This window comes from Nocardia sp. SYP-A9097 (assembly GCF_009649815.1).
Lineage (GTDB): Bacteria > Actinomycetota > Actinomycetes > Mycobacteriales > Mycobacteriaceae > Nocardia.
This window is the reverse complement of sequence record NZ_WJIC01000007.1, coordinates 1-16,474: the sequence shown is the minus strand read 5'-3', so window position 1 is coordinate 16,474 and position 16,474 is coordinate 1. Positions and strand designations below refer to the sequence as shown.

Below are 16,474 nucleotides of genomic sequence, written 5' to 3'. Positions count from 1 at the left end.
GAATCATGATGCCCGCCTTCCTTTCCCCCGGATCCGGTGCCCTCGAATGTCCGCCGGCCCCCGCCTCCGCCCACGCCTGGATGCCGTCGAGTCCATGCGGGCCCGAATGCGTCGAAACCCCGCCTGAGGCCGGGCGACTCCGCTTCGCCGCCCGCCTCGCGGGGATCGGTGCGGTGGCGGTGTCCTTCCCGGTCGCGTATCTGGTCACGCCGCGTCGCCACCGTGCCGGGCTGCAGCGCCGGTACGCCCGAGCCCTGCTGTCCTGCTGCGGAATTCGAGTTCGCGTCGTGGACAAGCGCGGTGCGGAAGTGGAGCAGCAGGGGCTGCTCGTGGTGGCCGGTCATATCGGCTGGACCGATATCATCGCGCTCTCGGCCGTGCAGCCCACCGCCTTCGTGGCGCGCGCGGATATGGTCGATTGGCCGGTACTCGGTGATATCGCGCGCCGCGTCCGCGTCATCCCGATCGAGCGGGAACGGCTCCGGGAACTCCCGGGCGTCGTGAACCGCATTGCCGAACGTCTCACCGCCGGTGAGCGTATCGGCCTGTTCCCCGAGGGCACCACCTGGTGCGGCCGCGCCCACGGGCGCCTGCGGCCCGCTCTCTTCCAAGCGGCCATCGATACCGAAACCCCGGTCCAGCCGATCCGCCTGCGCTACCTGGATCGACACGGCGAGGTCTGCACCGTCCCGGGTTTCGTCGGCATCGACACCATGGCCGATTCCTTCCGCCGCGTACTGCGCTCCAAAGGCGTAGTGGCCGAACTGGTCCTGCAACCTCTGGAACAGCCCGGCACGGACCGTCGCGACCTGGCCCGCCGATGCGAACAGGCAATCCGCGGCGATGCCGTGGACCGCGCGTTCGCCGATATCATCGGCCGCGACGAACCCGGTTCGGAGAGCACCGAACTCACCGTCCAAGCCCCCGAACACCGTCACCCGAAGCTTCCCGCCCGGGTCTGAAAATCGCGCGGTCTCCCTTGGCATCCCGGCACAGCCCCACGAGGGGGCTGTGCCAGGGCGTGGCGGAGTTCTGTCAGTGCGTGCCGTTCGGCGTAGGGCCCGCACGTTTCGCATCACCGTGAGCCGGATGTTTGCGAAGATGACGAGATGTCTGAAGCGCCCGGGCGTCTTCGCGCCATTCACAATGCCGCTCTGCTGGTCGAATTCGGTGCGCAGCGCGGGCTCGCGGCCGAGGATGTGCTGGCGGGGACCAGAATCGAGTTGGAGGACTTGGGCGATGCGGAGGTGATGATCACCTGCGAGCAGGAGTACGCGCTGATGCGGAATCTGCTCGCGGGATGTGTCGACGAACCCGGGCTGGGTTTGCTGGCGGGCATGCTGTGCCATCCGACCAGTCTGGGAATCTGGGGGTTCGCGCTCAGCACGAGTTCGACGCTGCGCCAGGCCCTGGAGATCGGCGTGCGCTATCTGGACCTGTCCTTCGCGGCGGGGGAGATGCGCCTGGAGACCCGCGGCACGAATGTGGTGATCATTCGCGATGATTCGGCGCTACCACCCGAACTGCGGCGCTTCACCCTGGAGCGCGACATGGTCGCCATCGGCATTGTGCAGCAGGACCTGTTGCCCATGCGCCTGCCCGCCATCCGGCTCGAACTGGCACTGCCCGCACACCCGATGTACGAGGCGGTTTCGACGCTGCTGGGTGTCTCGGACCTGATCTTCGATGCCGGCCGATCCGCCCTCACACTCCCCGCCTCCGCGCTGGAAATGCCTCTCCCGCAAGCGAATCCGGCCAGTATGAAAATGTACGAGGAACAATGCGCCGAGATGGTCCAGCGCCGCCGCAATCGCTTCGGAGTCAGTGAACAGGTCCGGGAGCTGCTGATCCACCATCACGGCCTGGCCGAACAATCCGACATAGCCGCCGACCTGAACATCAGCGTTCGCACCCTCCGCTGCCGCCTCGCCGCCGAAGGCACCACCTTCCGCGAACTGAGCTCCGAGACAATCGGCCTACTCGCCGAGGAGCTCCTCGGCACCGGCCTCACCGTCGAAAGCGTCGCGGACCGCCTCGGCTACGCCAGCGTCTCGGCCTTCGGCACGGCCTTCCGTACCTGGCGCGGCCAAACCCCCGGCCAATACGCCCGAGCAAACCGCCTGCTGACCCCCATGCGCGGCCTCCGCTGACCTGCGGAGTGTGAAATTCTCCGGAACTACGGACCGGTAACACCCACACGCTGTGGCTCCATGTGGTGGGAGGGAGCACACTGGGCAAAAACCGGGAGTCCATTCCCTCGCCCGACCGGGCCAATGCCTTGGAAAGGAGTCGGCGAGTTGTTCAGCCGCATCGCCATCGTGAACCGCGGAGAGGCCGCCATGCGCCTCATCCATGCCGTACGAGACCTGGCCGCGGAGACCGCGCTGCCGATCGAAACCATCGCCCTGCACACCGATGTCGACCGCAATTCGACATTCGTGCGCGAGGCCGATGTCACCTATGACCTCGGCCCCGCCTCCGCACGTCCCTACCTGGATCTGAAGCTGCTCGAGAAGGCGCTGGTCGAGACCAAGGCCGACGCGGCTTGGGTCGGCTGGGGTTTCGTCGCCGAGGATCCGGCCTTCGCCGAACTGTGTGAGCAGATCGGTGTCACCTTCATCGGGCCCAGCCCGGACGCCATGCGCAAACTCGGCGACAAGATCGGCGCGAAGCTGATCGCCGAGGAGGTCGGCGTGCCGGTCGCGCCGTGGAGCCGCGGCGCGGTCGAAACCCTGGAGGCGGCCACCGAGGCCGCCGCCGAAATCGGCTACCCGCTCATGCTCAAGGCCACCGCCGGTGGTGGTGGGCGCGGTATTCGCGTCGTCACCAATGAGGCCGAACTTGTCGATGCCTATGAACGCACCAGCCAGGAGGCCGCGCGTGCCTTCGGCAGTGGCGTGGTGTTCCTGGAGCGTCTGGTCACCGGTGCCCGGCACGTCGAAGTTCAGGTGATCGCGGACGGTCAAGGGACCGCGTGGGCGCTGGGCGTGCGTGACTGCTCGGTGCAGCGCCGCAATCAGAAGGTCATCGAGGAGTCGGCGTCACCGGTGCTGAGCGCCGAGCAGACCGCCGAACTCAAGGCCTCGGCCGAGCGCCTCGCCATCGCGGTCGACTACTGCGGTGCGGCGACCGTCGAATTCCTGTACCACCCGGGTGATCAGCTTTTCGCGTTCCTCGAGGTGAATACCCGCCTGCAGGTGGAGCATCCGATCACCGAATCCACCACCGGATTCGATCTGGTGCGCGCACAGCTGCATGTGGCCTCCGGCGGACGGCTCGAGGGTGAACCGCCCGCCGAGCGCGGGCACGCCATCGAGGCGCGCCTCAATGCCGAGGATCCGGACCGTGACTTCGCGCCCGCCCCGGGTCGCATTGCGCGCCTGGATCTTCCGGCCGGACCGGGTATTCGCGTCGATACCGGCGTCAGCGAGGGCGATACCATCCCCGCCGACTTCGACTCCATGATCGCCAAGATCATCGCCTACGGCCGCGACCGCAATGAGGCCCTGGCCCGACTGCGCCGCGCGGTGGCACAGACCCGCGTGGTCATCGAGGGCGGTGCGACCAACAAGAGCTTCGTCCTGGATCTGCTGATCCAGCCCGAGGTCATCGATGCCAGCGCGGACACCGGCTGGATCGACCGCGTCCGCGGCGAAGGCCGTCTGATTTCGCACGCGCACTCCAGCATTGCCCTGGCCGCCGCGGCCATCGACGCCTACGAGGAGGAGGAGCGGGTCGAGCGGCACCGGCTGATCTCCACCGCCTCGGGTGGTCGTCCGCAGGTCCAGCACGAGAGCGGACGCCCGCGCGATCTCAAACTGCGCGGTGTCGGCTACCGCGTGCGCGTGGCCCGTATCGGTGCGCATCGTTTCCGGGTCGGCATCGAGGCGGGCGGCGAAACCCGTACCGCTGATGTGGATTTGGAGCGTTTCGATCAGCACACCGGGCAGATTGTCGTCAATGACACCCGGTATCGCCTGACCACCGGCACGCACGGCCCGATCCACCTGGTCGATGTCAACGGTGTCACCCACCGGATCAGCCGGGACGAGGGCGGCGTGGTGCGCTCACCCGCGCCCGCGCTGGTTGTCGCCACTCCGCTGCAGGTCGGCGATGAGGTCGAGGCGGGCGCGCCCGTGCTCGTGCTCGAGTCCATGAAGATGGAGACGGTGCTGCGCGCACCGTTCCGGGCTCGCCTCAAGGAGTGTGCGGTCTCGGTCGGCACCCAGGTCGAGACCGGTGCGCCGCTGCTGCGCCTGGAGCCCCTCGCCTCCGATGACGATGAGGCCGAAGATAATTCGGCGGTCGCCGCGGCGGTCATGGACCTGCCGGTGGAGACCGCGCCGGTGCGCCCGGACGAGCGCATTACCCGCCGCCTGCAGGATCTGCGCGGTCTGCTGCTCGGCTTCGACGTCGACCCGCTCGATGAGAAGCGGGTGGTGGACGACTATCTGGTGCTGCGCCGGGCCGCCGTCGCCGATTACCGTCGTCCGCTTGCCGAAGAGCTCGCGCTGGTGGAGGTCTTCGCCGATCTCGCCGAGCTGAGCCATAACCGGTCGTGGGACGAGGACGGCGATCAGAGCCATGTCCACAGCGCCCGCGAGTATTTCCACACCTATCTGCAGAGCTTCGATGTGGAGCGGGCCGGCCTGCCGGAGACCTATCAGGCCAAGCTCGGTAAGGCGCTCGGGCACTACGGTGTTACCGAATTGGACCGCACGCCCGACCTGGAAGCCGCGGTGTTCCGCATCTTCCTGGCGCAGCAGCGGCCGGCGGACACGGTCACCATTATTACGACGCTCTTGCGCGAATGGCTGCGGGAAGCCGTGCCGGACAGGGCATTGCGGGAACCGGTCGGCCTGGCGCTGGAGCGCCTGGTGGCCGCCACGCAGGTGCGCTTCCCGGTGATCGCGGACCTGGCTCGCGGTGTGGTTTACGCCTGGTACGCCCTGCCGCTGCTGCGCCGCAATCGCGCCCGGGTCTACACCAATGTGCGAAAGAACCTGCGGCACTTGGATCTTCAGCCGGATTCGGCTGATCGCGCCGAGCGCATCTCCGATATGGTGCGCAGCACCGAACCGCTGGTGCGTCTGCTCGGTCAGCGCCTGGTACGCGGAAGTGCCTACAACACAGCGGTTTTGGAGGTGCTGACCCGTCGTTACTACGGCAACAAGGGTCTGGACGGCGTCCGTACCCACGAGGCCGACGGCTGCGCCTTCGTCGTCGCCGAACGCCGTGGCCTGACCCTGGTTTCGGCCGCGGTCAGCTTCGATGCGCTGGGCACCGTGCTGCGCGGTCTCACCGCGGTCGCCAGTGGCGCGGCCTCGCTCGAGGTCGATATCTACCTCGGCTGGGAGCAGCAGCCCGAGGACTTCGACGCCATGGCCGTGGCATTGCAGGAAGTGCTGAACGCGCAACCGCTGCCGAACCAGGTGCATCGCATCACCTGCACCGTAGCCGGTAGTGGTGGCGCGGTCATGCACCACCACTTCACCTTCCGTCCCTCGGCGACCGGCATGGTCGAGGAGCGACTGATCCGCGGCCTGCACCCGTACATCGCGCAGCGCATGCAGATGAAGCGCCTGCGCAAGTTCGACCTCACCCGACTGCCCTCCTCGGATGACGAAGAGGTGTACCTGTTCCGGTGTGTGGCCAAGGACAACCCCTCGGACGAGCGGCTCGTCGCGTTCGCCCAGGTCCGGGACCTCGCGGCACTGCGTGACCACGATGGTCGTCTGCTCTCGCTGCCGACCGCCGAGATCACCATCGCCACCTGCCTGGACTCGATTCGCCGGGCCCAGTCGCAGCGGCCCTCGGCCAAGCGCCTGCACACCAACCGGATCGTCATGTACATCTGGCCGCCGGTCGACCTGAACCGTGCCGAGCTGGAGACCATCATCGCGGCGCGGGTGCAACCGGCAACCGCCGGTGCGGGTTTGGAGGAGATCCTGCTCATCGCGCGTCAGCGTGATGCCGCCACCGGCGAACTGGTCAAGATCGCGGTGCGGATCGCGTTCGATCCCGCGGGCGGTACCGAGGTCAGCTTTGTCGAGCGCTCCGATGAGCCGGTCGAGCCGCTGGACGCATACCGGCAGAAGGTGCTGCGCGCGACCAGCCGCAATACCGTCTACCCGTACGAATTGACCGATCAGCTCGGTGATTTCGCCGAATACGATTTGAATGCCGAGCATGCGCTGGTGCCGGTCGAGCGGCCCAAGGGTCGCAATAGCGCGGCCATTGTCGCCGGTGTGGTGAGCACGCCGACCACGCAGTACCCCGAGGGCGTCAAGCGCGTGGTGCTGCTCGGCGATCCGACGAAATCCCTTGGCGCACTGTCGGAACCGGAGTGCCGCCGGGTGATCGCGGCACTGGATCTGGCCGAGCAGATGCGGGTGCCGCTGGAGTGGTACGCGCTCTCCTCCGGTGCGCGTATCTCGATGGAGTCGGGCACCGAGAATATGGACTGGGTGGCGGCCGCGCTCAAGCGGATCGTCGAATTCACCCAGGACGGTGGCGAGATCAATATCGTCGTCGCGGGCATCAATGTCGGCGCGCAGCCGTATTGGAACGCCGAGGCGACCATGCTCATGCACACCAAGGGCATTCTGGTCATGACCCCGGATTCGGCCATGGTGCTCACCGGTAAGCAGGCCCTGGACTTCTCCGGTGGTGTGTCCGCCGAGGACAATTTCGGTATCGGCGGCTACGACCGCGTCATGGGCCCCAACGGCCAGGCGCAGTACTGGGCGCCGAACCTGACCGCCGCGCGCGGTGTGCTGATGGCGCACTACGACCACACCTACATCGCGCCCGGTGAGCAGTCCCCGCGTCGTTCGCAGACCAGCGATCCCATCGATCGCGATGTCTCGGACTTCCCGCACGCCGCAGTCGACAGCGATTTCAAGACCGTCGGTGAGATCTTCTCCGCGGCCGCGAATCCGGATCGCAAGAAGCCCTTCGATATTCGGTCCGTCATGCGGGCGCTCTCGGATCAGGACCATCCGGTGCTGGAGCGCTGGGCGGGTATGGCCGATGCCGAGACCGCGGTGGTGCATGACGCGCACTTGGGCGGAATCCCGGTGTGCCTGTTGGGTATCGAATCCCAGAGTGTGCCGCGTCGTGGCTTCCCGGCCACCGATGGACCCGACACCTACACCGCGGGAACGCTTTTCCCGCAGTCGTCGAAGAAGGCCGCGCGGGCGATCAACGCGGCCAGCGGAAATCGTCCGCTGGTGGTGCTGGCGAACCTGTCGGGCTTCGACGGTTCCCCGGAGTCGATGCGCAAGGTGCAGCTCGAGTACGGCGCCGAAATCGGCCGTGCCATCGTGAATTTCCAAGGGCCCATTGTGTTCTGCGTGATCTCGCGGTATCACGGTGGCGCGTTCGTGGTGTTCTCGAAGGCGCTGAATCCGAATATGACCGTGCTCGCCCTGGAGGGCTCGGTCGCCTCGGTGCTCGGTGGCGCTCCGGCCGCCGCGGTCGTGTTCGCCGGTGAGGTGAACACCCGCACGGCCGCCGATCCGCGAGTCCGTGAGCTCCAGGAGCGCGCGGCCAATGCCCCCGGTGCCGACCGCGCCGCGCTCACCGCCGAGGTCGACGAGATCCGCTCGTCGGTCCGCGCGGAGAAGCTCGGTGAGGTCGCGGCGGAATTCGATCGCGTGCACAATATTCAGCGCGCTGTCGAGGTCGGTTCGGTGGACGCCATCATTCGTGCCGCCGAACTCCGCCCGCGCATCATCGAGGCCATCGAGTCGCGTCTGGGCTGATGGAAGCCGACCCGCGCGACCAAACCCGGATCGAGCGGGTCTCCGCCAGAATCGCCTACCTGGGCGACTGGCGGAATCTTCCACCATTGGAGTGGAGCCTCGGTGAGGAACCGGCCGATGAATTCGGCATCGGCATCCTCACCGAGGTGGTCGGCACCGCTCCCGCCGACCACGACCCCCTCACCGCCGAACTCCTCACCCTCGACTGGGCCGACGCCCTCGGCCTCGCCGAACGGCCCGCCGTAGCGGGCCGCCGCGAGTTCGCCCGCGACTGCGAACTAGCGGACGATATGCCGGTGGACCGGATCCGCATCTGGTGCGGATCCGTTCCGGTGCAAGACCTTTGAGCCGATCAGTCGTCCTGCTCCGCCATCCAGCCGCCGCCGAGAATCAACGCGGGTAGCGTCTCGCGTGCGGCCTGGACGGCGGCCGGCCACTCCGGATCGGCGAGGTACTCCCGATCCTCGGCATTGCCGAGCCGGTCGATGAGCCGGTCGAGCACCGCGCCCAGCGCCCGCAGCCGAGTGACCTCGTCACCGGCGATCAATACCTCGCCGACCATGTCCTGCGGATTCGGCAGCACCCGGCAATCGTCGTACAGCACATGGATATTGGCGTCCAGATCATCGAAGAAGGCCGGATCCGGCGAGACATTGTCGATCCAGACTCGCTGCTGATACTGCGGATCCGCCAGTGTCGCAACGGCATCGATCACCGCACTGCGCATATAGGGAAATCGGACCTTGCTCACGGATGATCCCAGGCCTTCCAGGTAAGCCACTCCGACAATGGGATATGCGCCTCCGCGGTCTTGGACGGCTTCGGCGCGTCGATCGGATTGCCATTCTTGTCGATAATGCGGCCATTCACATTGATCACCACGTGGTCGACCTGCTGCGAGGCGAGTCCATTCGTGGGATCGCCCTTGTCGATTCGAATCGAATTGCCCTTGTTGTTCGGGTCGGACCAGCGCACCCCGAGCTTCTCGTCCCTGCCCGCCCGGCCGGTCTTGCTGTTCGCGGAAGGACTGCCCCAGCCGGCGGGCACCTTCGCGACCGCGCCCGGTGCGAGCCAGTCGGTCGCCGGAGCCGGTGCGGTGGTCGCCGCATTCGCGCGGTTTCCCAGCGCCGTGCGGGCCGCCGTCCAATCGTCCTTGGAGAGTTTGCCACCCGCGGCGACATAGTCGTTCCAGTCGTCGGCGAGGCTCACCGGAACCTCCGGCGACAGCCCGCCCGAGCTCGTCCCGTGCCCCTGGACCTGATCCTTCAGCGATTTGATCTGCTCGGGATCCAACGCCCGAACGATCACCTGGGCATTCGCGGTAATCGGGAAGGTCGTGCCCGCACGGATCTTGTAGGCGTCGTAGGTGGCGGTACAGCGGATGGTCGCCGAACCATTGGGGGCCATGGTCCCGGATCCGGAACAGTCCGGTCCGGTGGCAATGGCGATGGAGGCCGTGACGCTGACCGTGTACTCGAAAGCGATTGTCTTGATTTGGATATCGGGTGAGGTCTCGACGCGATTGGTAATCGTGAATTCGACGGTGCAGGTGCCCAGGCACGGGTTCTGCAGGAAGCGGCCGTTGAGCGTGCCGTCCAGGCTGACCCGTGAATCGACGGCCTTGTCCAGGGCGTCGATGCGGCCGGGCAGCTGGGCGTAGATGTCTCCGGCGTCATCGGATTGCAGTGGCTCGGTATCGAGGCTGAACTGCGGCAGGTCCGCGTTCCCGGCTCCCGAATAGTCGGGATCATCGTCGCTGACCACCCGGTCGATGGACGGCTCGATCGACTGATCATCGTCATTGCCCGGCGAACTGTGCTGTTCGCGCAACCCGCGGATATAGGTGGTGACGCCACCGCTGCTGACCGGTGTCGATTCATGGTCGCCGATGGTTACCGGTGCGCCGACCCGGACCGGCTTGTCCCGCGCGGCATCCGGATCCAGGGCCAGTGCCAGCCGGGCGGGTGCGAAGGTGGTGGCCAGATCGATGCCGAGCAGGTCGGGCCCGATCTGCACCGGATGATCCGCGTAGTCGCCGGCGGTATCGCCCAGCACACCGAGCACCATCCAGGCGCTCTTGTCACCCTTCAGGAAGGATTTGCCGCCGACACCGAGATAGTCCAGCCAGGCGGTGTCGCTCACCTTGACCGTGCCGTAGGCGTCGCCCACATTGGTGACGGTCAGGTCCAAGTGCACGCCACCCGATATGGCCAGCGGGGTCTTGGTGAGTGTGCCGGTGTAATGCACCGCGGCGGTGTGCAACATCCGCACCTGCGCGGTCGCCAGCGCGGACCGTCCGCGCTGCTCCGGCGTGGAGCCGCTGTCATTCGTCAAGCGCTGCACGACAATCGCGGTGATGCCGACCGCGACGATCAGCAGAACGGCCAGTGCCGCAAGGATTATCGGCTTCTTGCCATTGCGTCGAGGCGGCGCTACGGGATATGGCGACGGGCTGTATCCGTATGGCGGCATCGGTGGCCCGCCACAACCTCCGGGATTCGGCTGCTGCCCATAGTAATTCGGCGGCGGGGCACCATATCCCGGTGGTGGGGGAGCGTAGCCCGGTGGCACGGCGCTGTAACCCGGTGGTGGTGCTTGGTAATTCGGCGGTGGCGCGCTCTGCCAACCCTGCGCCGGTGGTTCCGGATGCTGCGGATACGGCTGTGCCCCGGCATTTTCCCGGTCGTCGGAACCCGGCATATCCCCTCCTTGCGGGACCGGCCCCCTATTACCGTCCGATCCCGAAATCCCGCTGTATCTGAGGCGATCCTATGGTCGGGCAGCTGATCTGTCAGAGTTGGCGCGGGGTGATCCGGGTTCGGTCAGGCGATATTGCGGACTTCCGTGGTGTCGCCGAGGAGGCGGGAGATGCCGCGGCCGGCGGCGCGCAGGGCGGGGATCGCGGTGCGGGCGGTCATTTCATTGGGGACCAGCACCGAGAGGGCGGCGACCACTCGACCGCCGGTGGTGCGGATGGGGACCGCGATTCCGGTGGCGTCCTCGTCGACGAAGCCGGGGCAGTAGGCCACGCCGGTGTGCCGGATTTCGCTCAGCGTGGAACGCAGTATCGCGGGATCGGTGATGGTGTGGCGGGTGAGTGCGGTCAGTGGGCGGGACAGCTCCGCCTCCTGCATCTCGGCCGGAGCGTGTGCGAGTAGCACCAGTCCGCTGGAGGTGGCGTGCAGCGGCAGGCGGCCCGCGACGCGTACTCGATTGCGAATCGCGCGGGGTGCGGAGAGTCGCTCGATATAGAGGACATCGCGTTCCTGCAGGACGCCGAGCTGGACGTGGTTGCCCACTGCCGCATGCAGATCGGACATGAAGGGGATGGCGGCCTCCTGCAGGCCGAGGGTGGGTGCGGCGCGGGAGGCCAACTCCCACATGCGAACTCCCACGCAGATGCGGCGTTGCGCGTCGCGGCGCAGCCAGCCGTGTTCGATCAGTTCATTGACCAGTCGCGAGGCCGTCGCGAGCGGGAGATCGCTGCGCAGGGCCAGTTCCGAGAGGGTGACCGCGCGGTGGTCGGGGCCGAATGCCTCGTAGATCCGCACCACGCGGGACAGTAGTGATTCGCCGCTGGTCGACCTGGCCATATCGTCGTCTCCCGTTCTGATCATCAGCTTTACTGATATATGTGAGATGTGTACCACTCCGAGACAACCACGGTCAACGTCCCGGCGAACCCCGAGGCCCGGCTCGATCTCGACCGGCTCGTCGCCATCGACGTTCACACCCACATTCACGCCGACGAGCACGGCGGCCGGGGTGCTCGTGTCGGTGTACGCGGCGGCGGCCAGTCCGGCCTTCGGCTATATCGTACCGACCTACATTCTGTCCTACGGCACCATCCTCGATCGGATACCAGTTCGGTGCGATTCTCGGCGGTTCACTGTCGCCGATCGAACGAGCCCCCGATCCGCGGATCGGGGGCTCGTTATTCGGGCTCGAAGAGCTTGTGCCGCTTCAGGATCGGCCGTACAGCTGCCTGACGTCGGTCTTACGGATCTTGCCCGAGCCGGTGATGGGCAGGTCCGCGGTGAACTCGACATACTTGGGTACCTTGAAGCCCGCCAGGCGCTCCCGCAGGAAGGCCAGCAGGTCGTCGGCGGTGGCGTGCGCGCCGTCGACCAGCACCACTACGGCTTTACCGACCTCGCCCCAGAGCTCGTCGGGCACCCCGATGACCGCGCACATGGCGACTTCGGGGTGCCTGCACAGTTCGTTCTCGACCTCGGCGGGATAGATGTTCTCGCCGCCGGAGATAATCACATCCTTGATCCGGTCCACGATGAACACATAGCCGTCGGCGTCGACGGTGGCGACATCGCCGGTGTGAAACCAGCCGTCGCGCAGTACATCCGAGGTCGAATCGGGTCGACCCCAGTACTCGCGCATCACATTCGGGCCGCTGACCAATACCTCGCCGCGCACGCCCGTACCGGCATCCTCGCCCTCGCCGTCCACCACTCGGATATCGGTGAAAAACGAAGGCACACCGGCCGATCCGAGTTTCGATTCGGCGTTCGCGCGGTCCAGCACAAGGACTCCGGGTGCGGCCTCGGTCATGCCGTAGCCCTGGACGAAGCCGAGTCCGCGATCCAGGTAGCGCCGAATCGTGCTGTGCGGCACCGGCGCTCCGCCGCACAGCAGAATGCGCAGGCTGGACAGGTCGGTTCCGGCCCAGCGCGAATGCGCGGCCAGGGCGTCGAACATGGTGGGAACACCGAAAATCCAGGTGACGCGCTCCCGCTCGATGAGGTCGAGTACGGTCGCCGGATCGAATTTGCTCAGCAGCACCACCCGGCCGCCCTTGAGCAGCGTCGGCAGGCAGATCATGCCCAGCGCCGCCGCGTGGAACAGTGGCGCGGCCACCAGCGCCACCTCGTCCCCGGCCACATCGGATTCGACCAGCACATTGAGGCAGTTCCAGGTGAGATTGCCGTGGGTGAGCACCGCGCCCTTCGGCCGTCCGGTGCTGCCGGAGGTGTACATGATCAGGCAGTCGTCGTCGAGGGTGACCGGTTCATCGATGGGCACGGCCGGGGCCGCGGCCGGCGATTCGTCGTATCCGCCCGGACCGCCGACCCGCACGATGCCCGGGCGGACGGCCTCGGGCAGGGCTGCCACCTGGGCATTGTGCTCGGCGGTATGCACGAGTACGGACACGCCCGCATCGGCGAGCACGTACTCGATCTCCGCCGCCGCGGACCGGGCATTGAGCGGTACGAAGACCGCGCCCAGCAGTCCGGCGGCGAAGAGCACCTCCAGGTAGACGGGATGATTCGGTCCCAGGTAGGCGACTCGATCGCCGGCGTTCACACCCAGATCGCGCAGGGCCCGGGCCGTGCGGGTCGAGCGCTCGTGCAGATCCGCGTAGGTGATGGACTGGTCGCCGTAGGTGATGGCGACCGCCGCCGGAGTCATCCGGGCGCGGCGCGCGGGCCACGAACCCAGTCCCCGATTGCGCACGTTCATCCCAGTCCTCGGATCTATTTGGAGGCGTCGAACGCGCCGAGGCCCGGCCGGTAGCTCTTGTCGTCGAGGAACTGGCTGAGTCCCTTCTCCCGGCCGTGGTCCTGATCGAGCGTCCGCGACTGGTCCAGTTTGGCGTACAGGTAATCCTCGGACTGCGACCAGGTCATCTCGGCGGCGAACTTGTAGCCGACCTTGGCGGTATGCAGCACCACCTGGTTCAAACCGGCCAGCTTGAGTGCCAGCTCGCGGGTGCGGGCGCGCAGTCGATCGGCGGGGACGGCCTCGTTGACCAGGCGCATCTCGGCGGCGCGGCGGCCGTCGAAGGGTTCGCCGGTCATGATGTAGTACAGCGCGTCGCGCTGACTGACGGTGGCGGCCATGGCCTTGGTGACCACGCTGCCCGGCGGGATGCCCCAGTTCACCTCGGACAGCCCGAACTGCGCTTCCTCATCGGCGATGGCCAGATCGCAGGCGACCAGCGGGGTGAAGGCGCCGCCGAAGCACCAGCCGTTGACCATGGCGATGGTCGGCTTGGCGAAGTAGGAGAGTCGACGCCACTGCCATTCGGTGCTGGCGCGGCGGGCCCGCTGCTGGGCGGCAATGGTGCCCGCGGCCTCGACGGCGCGGAAGTATTCCTTGAGATCCATTCCGGCGGAGAAGGATTCGCCCGCGCCGGTGAGGACGAGCGCGCGGCAGCGGTCGTCGTACTCGAGGTGATCGAGGGTCGCCACCATTTCGTCGTTCATGGTGGGGTTCATCGCATTGCGCTTCTCCGGGCGGTTCAGGCTGACCCAGGCGATGCCCTCGTCGAACTCCACCGTGACGGTGTTGCCCCAGGGTTCGGTGGTGCTCATCTCGACTCCTTTATCAGTATTGCTGATGATTCAGGAGACGTTCTACCGCTCGATCGATGGCGCGTCAAGAGTCCTTTTCGCTCGGTGGAAACACCGAACCCGTCTACTCCCCGGGTGATTCGGGAATCTGCCGGCGCGCGGCCTCCTGCGCCAGCACACTCACCCCGTGGCCCAGCGTGCTGCGGAATTCCTCGCCGCGCCGGGCACTCATACCTCCCAGCAGGCGCGCCTCGATCTCACCGACCCGGGGTGCGGCCTCGCGCAAGACATTCCGGCCCTGCTCGGTCAGGGTCGCGACCAGCACCCGGCGATTGGCGGGATCGCGTTTGCGGCTGATCAGCCCGCGCTCCTCCAATGTCTGCACCATGACATTCATGGTCTGCGGGCGCAGGAACGAACGGCGCGCGAGCTGTGCCGAGGACAGCCCACTGCGGCGCTCCAGCACGGTGAGCGCGGTGTACTGCAGTGTGGTCAGGCCCAGTGGGCGCAGCGCATCGTCCATCAGCGCCCGCACCGCCAGCTCCAGCTGCTTGATCAGGTAGAGGGTGGAGGGCGGGGCCTCGGCACGATCGTCGAAATAGCCGGTCACTCGGTCATCTTCGCATCGCACCGCGATGGCACCCGGCACCGACCGGTGCGGCGCGAGCCCGATTCCCGGTGGGATTCCATTCAATGAAAGTGCCATGGAGATGTGGTCGGCCGCCATCGGATGCTCGGACGAAACGCCTCGGCCCGGTGCTTCGCGGGCCGACCGGAGCATCGATAAGAGGAACCCATGTCTATCGCTCGCACCCTGCTGATCGCCGGTGCCGAAACCCCCGCCCGGACCGCGTTGACCACCGATGTGGTCAATCCCTATACCGGGGAGGTGTACGCGACGGTCGCCGCCGCCACGCCCGAGGATGTGACTGCTGCGGTCGATGCCGCGCACGCGGCCTTCGAGGGTTGGTCGGGGCTCGCCCCTTCCGTGCGGCGGGCAGTATTTCTGCGTGCCGCAGACCTTTTGGAGTCTCGCGCCGAGCAGGCCGTCACGTATATGGCGGGTGAGGTGGGTGGCGCGCGCCCGTGGGCGGAGTTCAATGTGATGCTCGCCGCCGGGATTCTGCGGGAGGCCGCGGCGGCGGTCACCGCGCCTGCGGGGGAGGTGCTCAGCGCCGCGCACCCCGGTGTACTCGGGCTCGCGGTGCGCCGCCCACTCGGTGTGGTGGCCGCGTTCGCGCCCTGGAACGCGCCGATCATCCTGTCGACGCGGGCGGTGGCCGCACCGCTGGCGGCGGGAAATACCGTGGTGCTCAAGGCAAGCGAGGCCGCGCCGCTCTCGGCGGGTCTGCTCATCGCCGATGTGCTGCACGAGGCCGGGCTGCCTGCCGGGGCGCTGAATGTGATCACCAACGACCCCGCCGACGCGGCCGAGATCGCCCGGGTGCTGATCGCCGACGCGCGGGTGCGGGCGGTCAACTTCACCGGATCCACCGGGGTCGGCCGGATCATCGGCATGCTCGCCGCGGAACACCTCAAACCCGCCGTACTGGAACTGGGCGGCAAGAACTCGGTAATCGTGCTCGCGGACGCGGACATCGACTATGCCGTCCGCGCAACAGTTTTCGGCGCTTTCGCCAACTCCGGCCAGATCTGCATGTCCGCCGACCGCATCCTGGTGCACGAGGATATCGCCGAGGAATTCCTGACCAAGTTCTGCGCGGCGGTCGATTCGCTACCCACCGGCGATCCGGGCGACCCCCACACGGTCATCGGGCCAATGGTGAACCCGGCTGCCGCCCAACGTGTCTCGCAGTTGATCGCCGATGCCGTCGCCAAGGGTGCGACCGTACGCGTGGGCGGCGGCGAGCCCTCGGCGGCACTCCATCGCGCAACTGTTCTCACCGGTGTGCCGACCGACGCCGATATCCACCACACCGAAATCTTCGGCCCTGCCTGTGTAATAGGCACTTTCGCCACCGACGCCGAAGCTATCGCCCAGGCCAATGACACCGAACATGGTCTCTCCGCGGGCATTATCACCGAGAACGCCACCCACGGACTGCGTGTGGCCGCTGCCCTGAATACCGGCATTGTGCATATCAACGATCAGTCTGTTGGCGATGAACCTCAAGCGCCTTTCGGTGGCGTTCAAAGCTCCGGCTACGGGCGGTTCGGAGGGCGCTGGGGTGTCGAAGCCTTCTCCAATACTCGCTGGGTGACCGTGGCTACCGAACAGATGCCCTTCCCTGGCTAGTTGGGCATTTGCCTGAGGTGGCCGAACCAATGGCGTGGTGCGATCTTGGTGGTGTTCGGTTGTGGCGTGCATGCGACAAAGAAGAGGTGTGGGAACCCTGGGTGCCGTACCCGGCTTTAGCTCCCCCATTGGGTGCCGTCATC

The 16,474-nt window shown here is 66.9% G+C and carries 11 protein-coding genes; 5 read left to right on the top strand and 6 right to left on the bottom strand.

All coding sequences use genetic code 11. The features are described from left to right. Positions 1-8: 8 nt before the first annotated feature. From GFY24_RS16295 to GFY24_RS16280, 4 genes are all read left to right on the top strand, one after another. Positions 9-962, top strand: coding sequence for a lysophospholipid acyltransferase family protein (locus tag GFY24_RS16295; RefSeq protein ID WP_375336058.1), 954 nt, complete (start codon positions 9-11; stop codon positions 960-962). Positions 963-1,109: 147 nt separating this feature from the next. Continuing rightward, a complete protein-coding gene (locus GFY24_RS16290) occupies positions 1,110-2,150 on the top strand; it encodes an AraC family transcriptional regulator (protein ID WP_153805918.1) in 1,041 nt (346 codons plus the stop codon). 147 nt (positions 2,151-2,297) lie between these two features. Continuing rightward, on the top strand, positions 2,298-7,766 hold the full coding sequence (locus tag GFY24_RS16285) for a carboxyl transferase domain-containing protein (RefSeq protein ID WP_153805917.1): 5,469 nt from the start codon (positions 2,298-2,300) through the stop codon (positions 7,764-7,766). Further along, positions 7,766-8,113, top strand: coding sequence for a hypothetical protein (locus GFY24_RS16280; protein ID WP_153805916.1), 348 nt, complete (start codon positions 7,766-7,768; stop codon positions 8,111-8,113). The genes GFY24_RS16285 and GFY24_RS16280 overlap by 1 nt, the downstream gene beginning before the upstream one ends. Before the next feature lie 5 nt (positions 8,114-8,118). Here GFY24_RS16280 and GFY24_RS16275 read toward each other — a convergent pair whose 3' ends face one another. From GFY24_RS16275 to GFY24_RS16250, 6 genes are all read right to left on the bottom strand, one after another. Continuing rightward, positions 8,119-8,517 (bottom strand): hypothetical protein, encoded by a 399-nt coding sequence (locus tag GFY24_RS16275; RefSeq protein ID WP_153805915.1) that lies wholly within the window; start codon positions 8,515-8,517, stop codon positions 8,119-8,121. After that, the gene (locus tag GFY24_RS41115; protein ID WP_194852896.1) at positions 8,514-10,238 is read right to left on the bottom strand and encodes a hypothetical protein; all 1,725 of its coding nucleotides are present in this window, start codon (positions 10,236-10,238) and stop codon (positions 8,514-8,516) included. Before GFY24_RS41115 ends, GFY24_RS16275 begins: the two co-directional genes overlap by 4 nt. A gap of 350 nt (positions 10,239-10,588) precedes the next feature. Next, positions 10,589-11,359 (bottom strand): IclR family transcriptional regulator, encoded by a 771-nt coding sequence (locus GFY24_RS16265; protein WP_153806193.1) that lies wholly within the window; start codon positions 11,357-11,359, stop codon positions 10,589-10,591. Positions 11,360-11,729: 370 nt separating this feature from the next. Then, the gene (locus tag GFY24_RS16260; protein WP_153805914.1) at positions 11,730-13,241 is read right to left on the bottom strand and encodes a long-chain fatty acid--CoA ligase; all 1,512 of its coding nucleotides are present in this window, start codon (positions 13,239-13,241) and stop codon (positions 11,730-11,732) included. A 14-nt stretch (positions 13,242-13,255) separates the two neighbouring features. Further along, positions 13,256-14,095, bottom strand: coding sequence for a p-hydroxycinnamoyl CoA hydratase/lyase (locus GFY24_RS16255; protein WP_153805913.1), 840 nt, complete (start codon positions 14,093-14,095; stop codon positions 13,256-13,258). Between the two features lie 103 nt (positions 14,096-14,198). Continuing rightward, the gene (locus GFY24_RS16250) at positions 14,199-14,684 is read right to left on the bottom strand and encodes a MarR family transcriptional regulator (protein ID WP_309230924.1); all 486 of its coding nucleotides are present in this window, start codon (positions 14,682-14,684) and stop codon (positions 14,199-14,201) included. Positions 14,685-14,870: 186 nt separating this feature from the next. Here GFY24_RS16250 and GFY24_RS16245 point away from each other — a divergent pair, with 186 nt between their 5' ends. Then, positions 14,871-16,331, top strand: a complete 1,461-nt coding sequence (locus tag GFY24_RS16245; protein WP_153805911.1) for an aldehyde dehydrogenase family protein — start codon at positions 14,871-14,873, stop codon at positions 16,329-16,331. Positions 16,332-16,474: the final 143 nt, after the last annotated feature.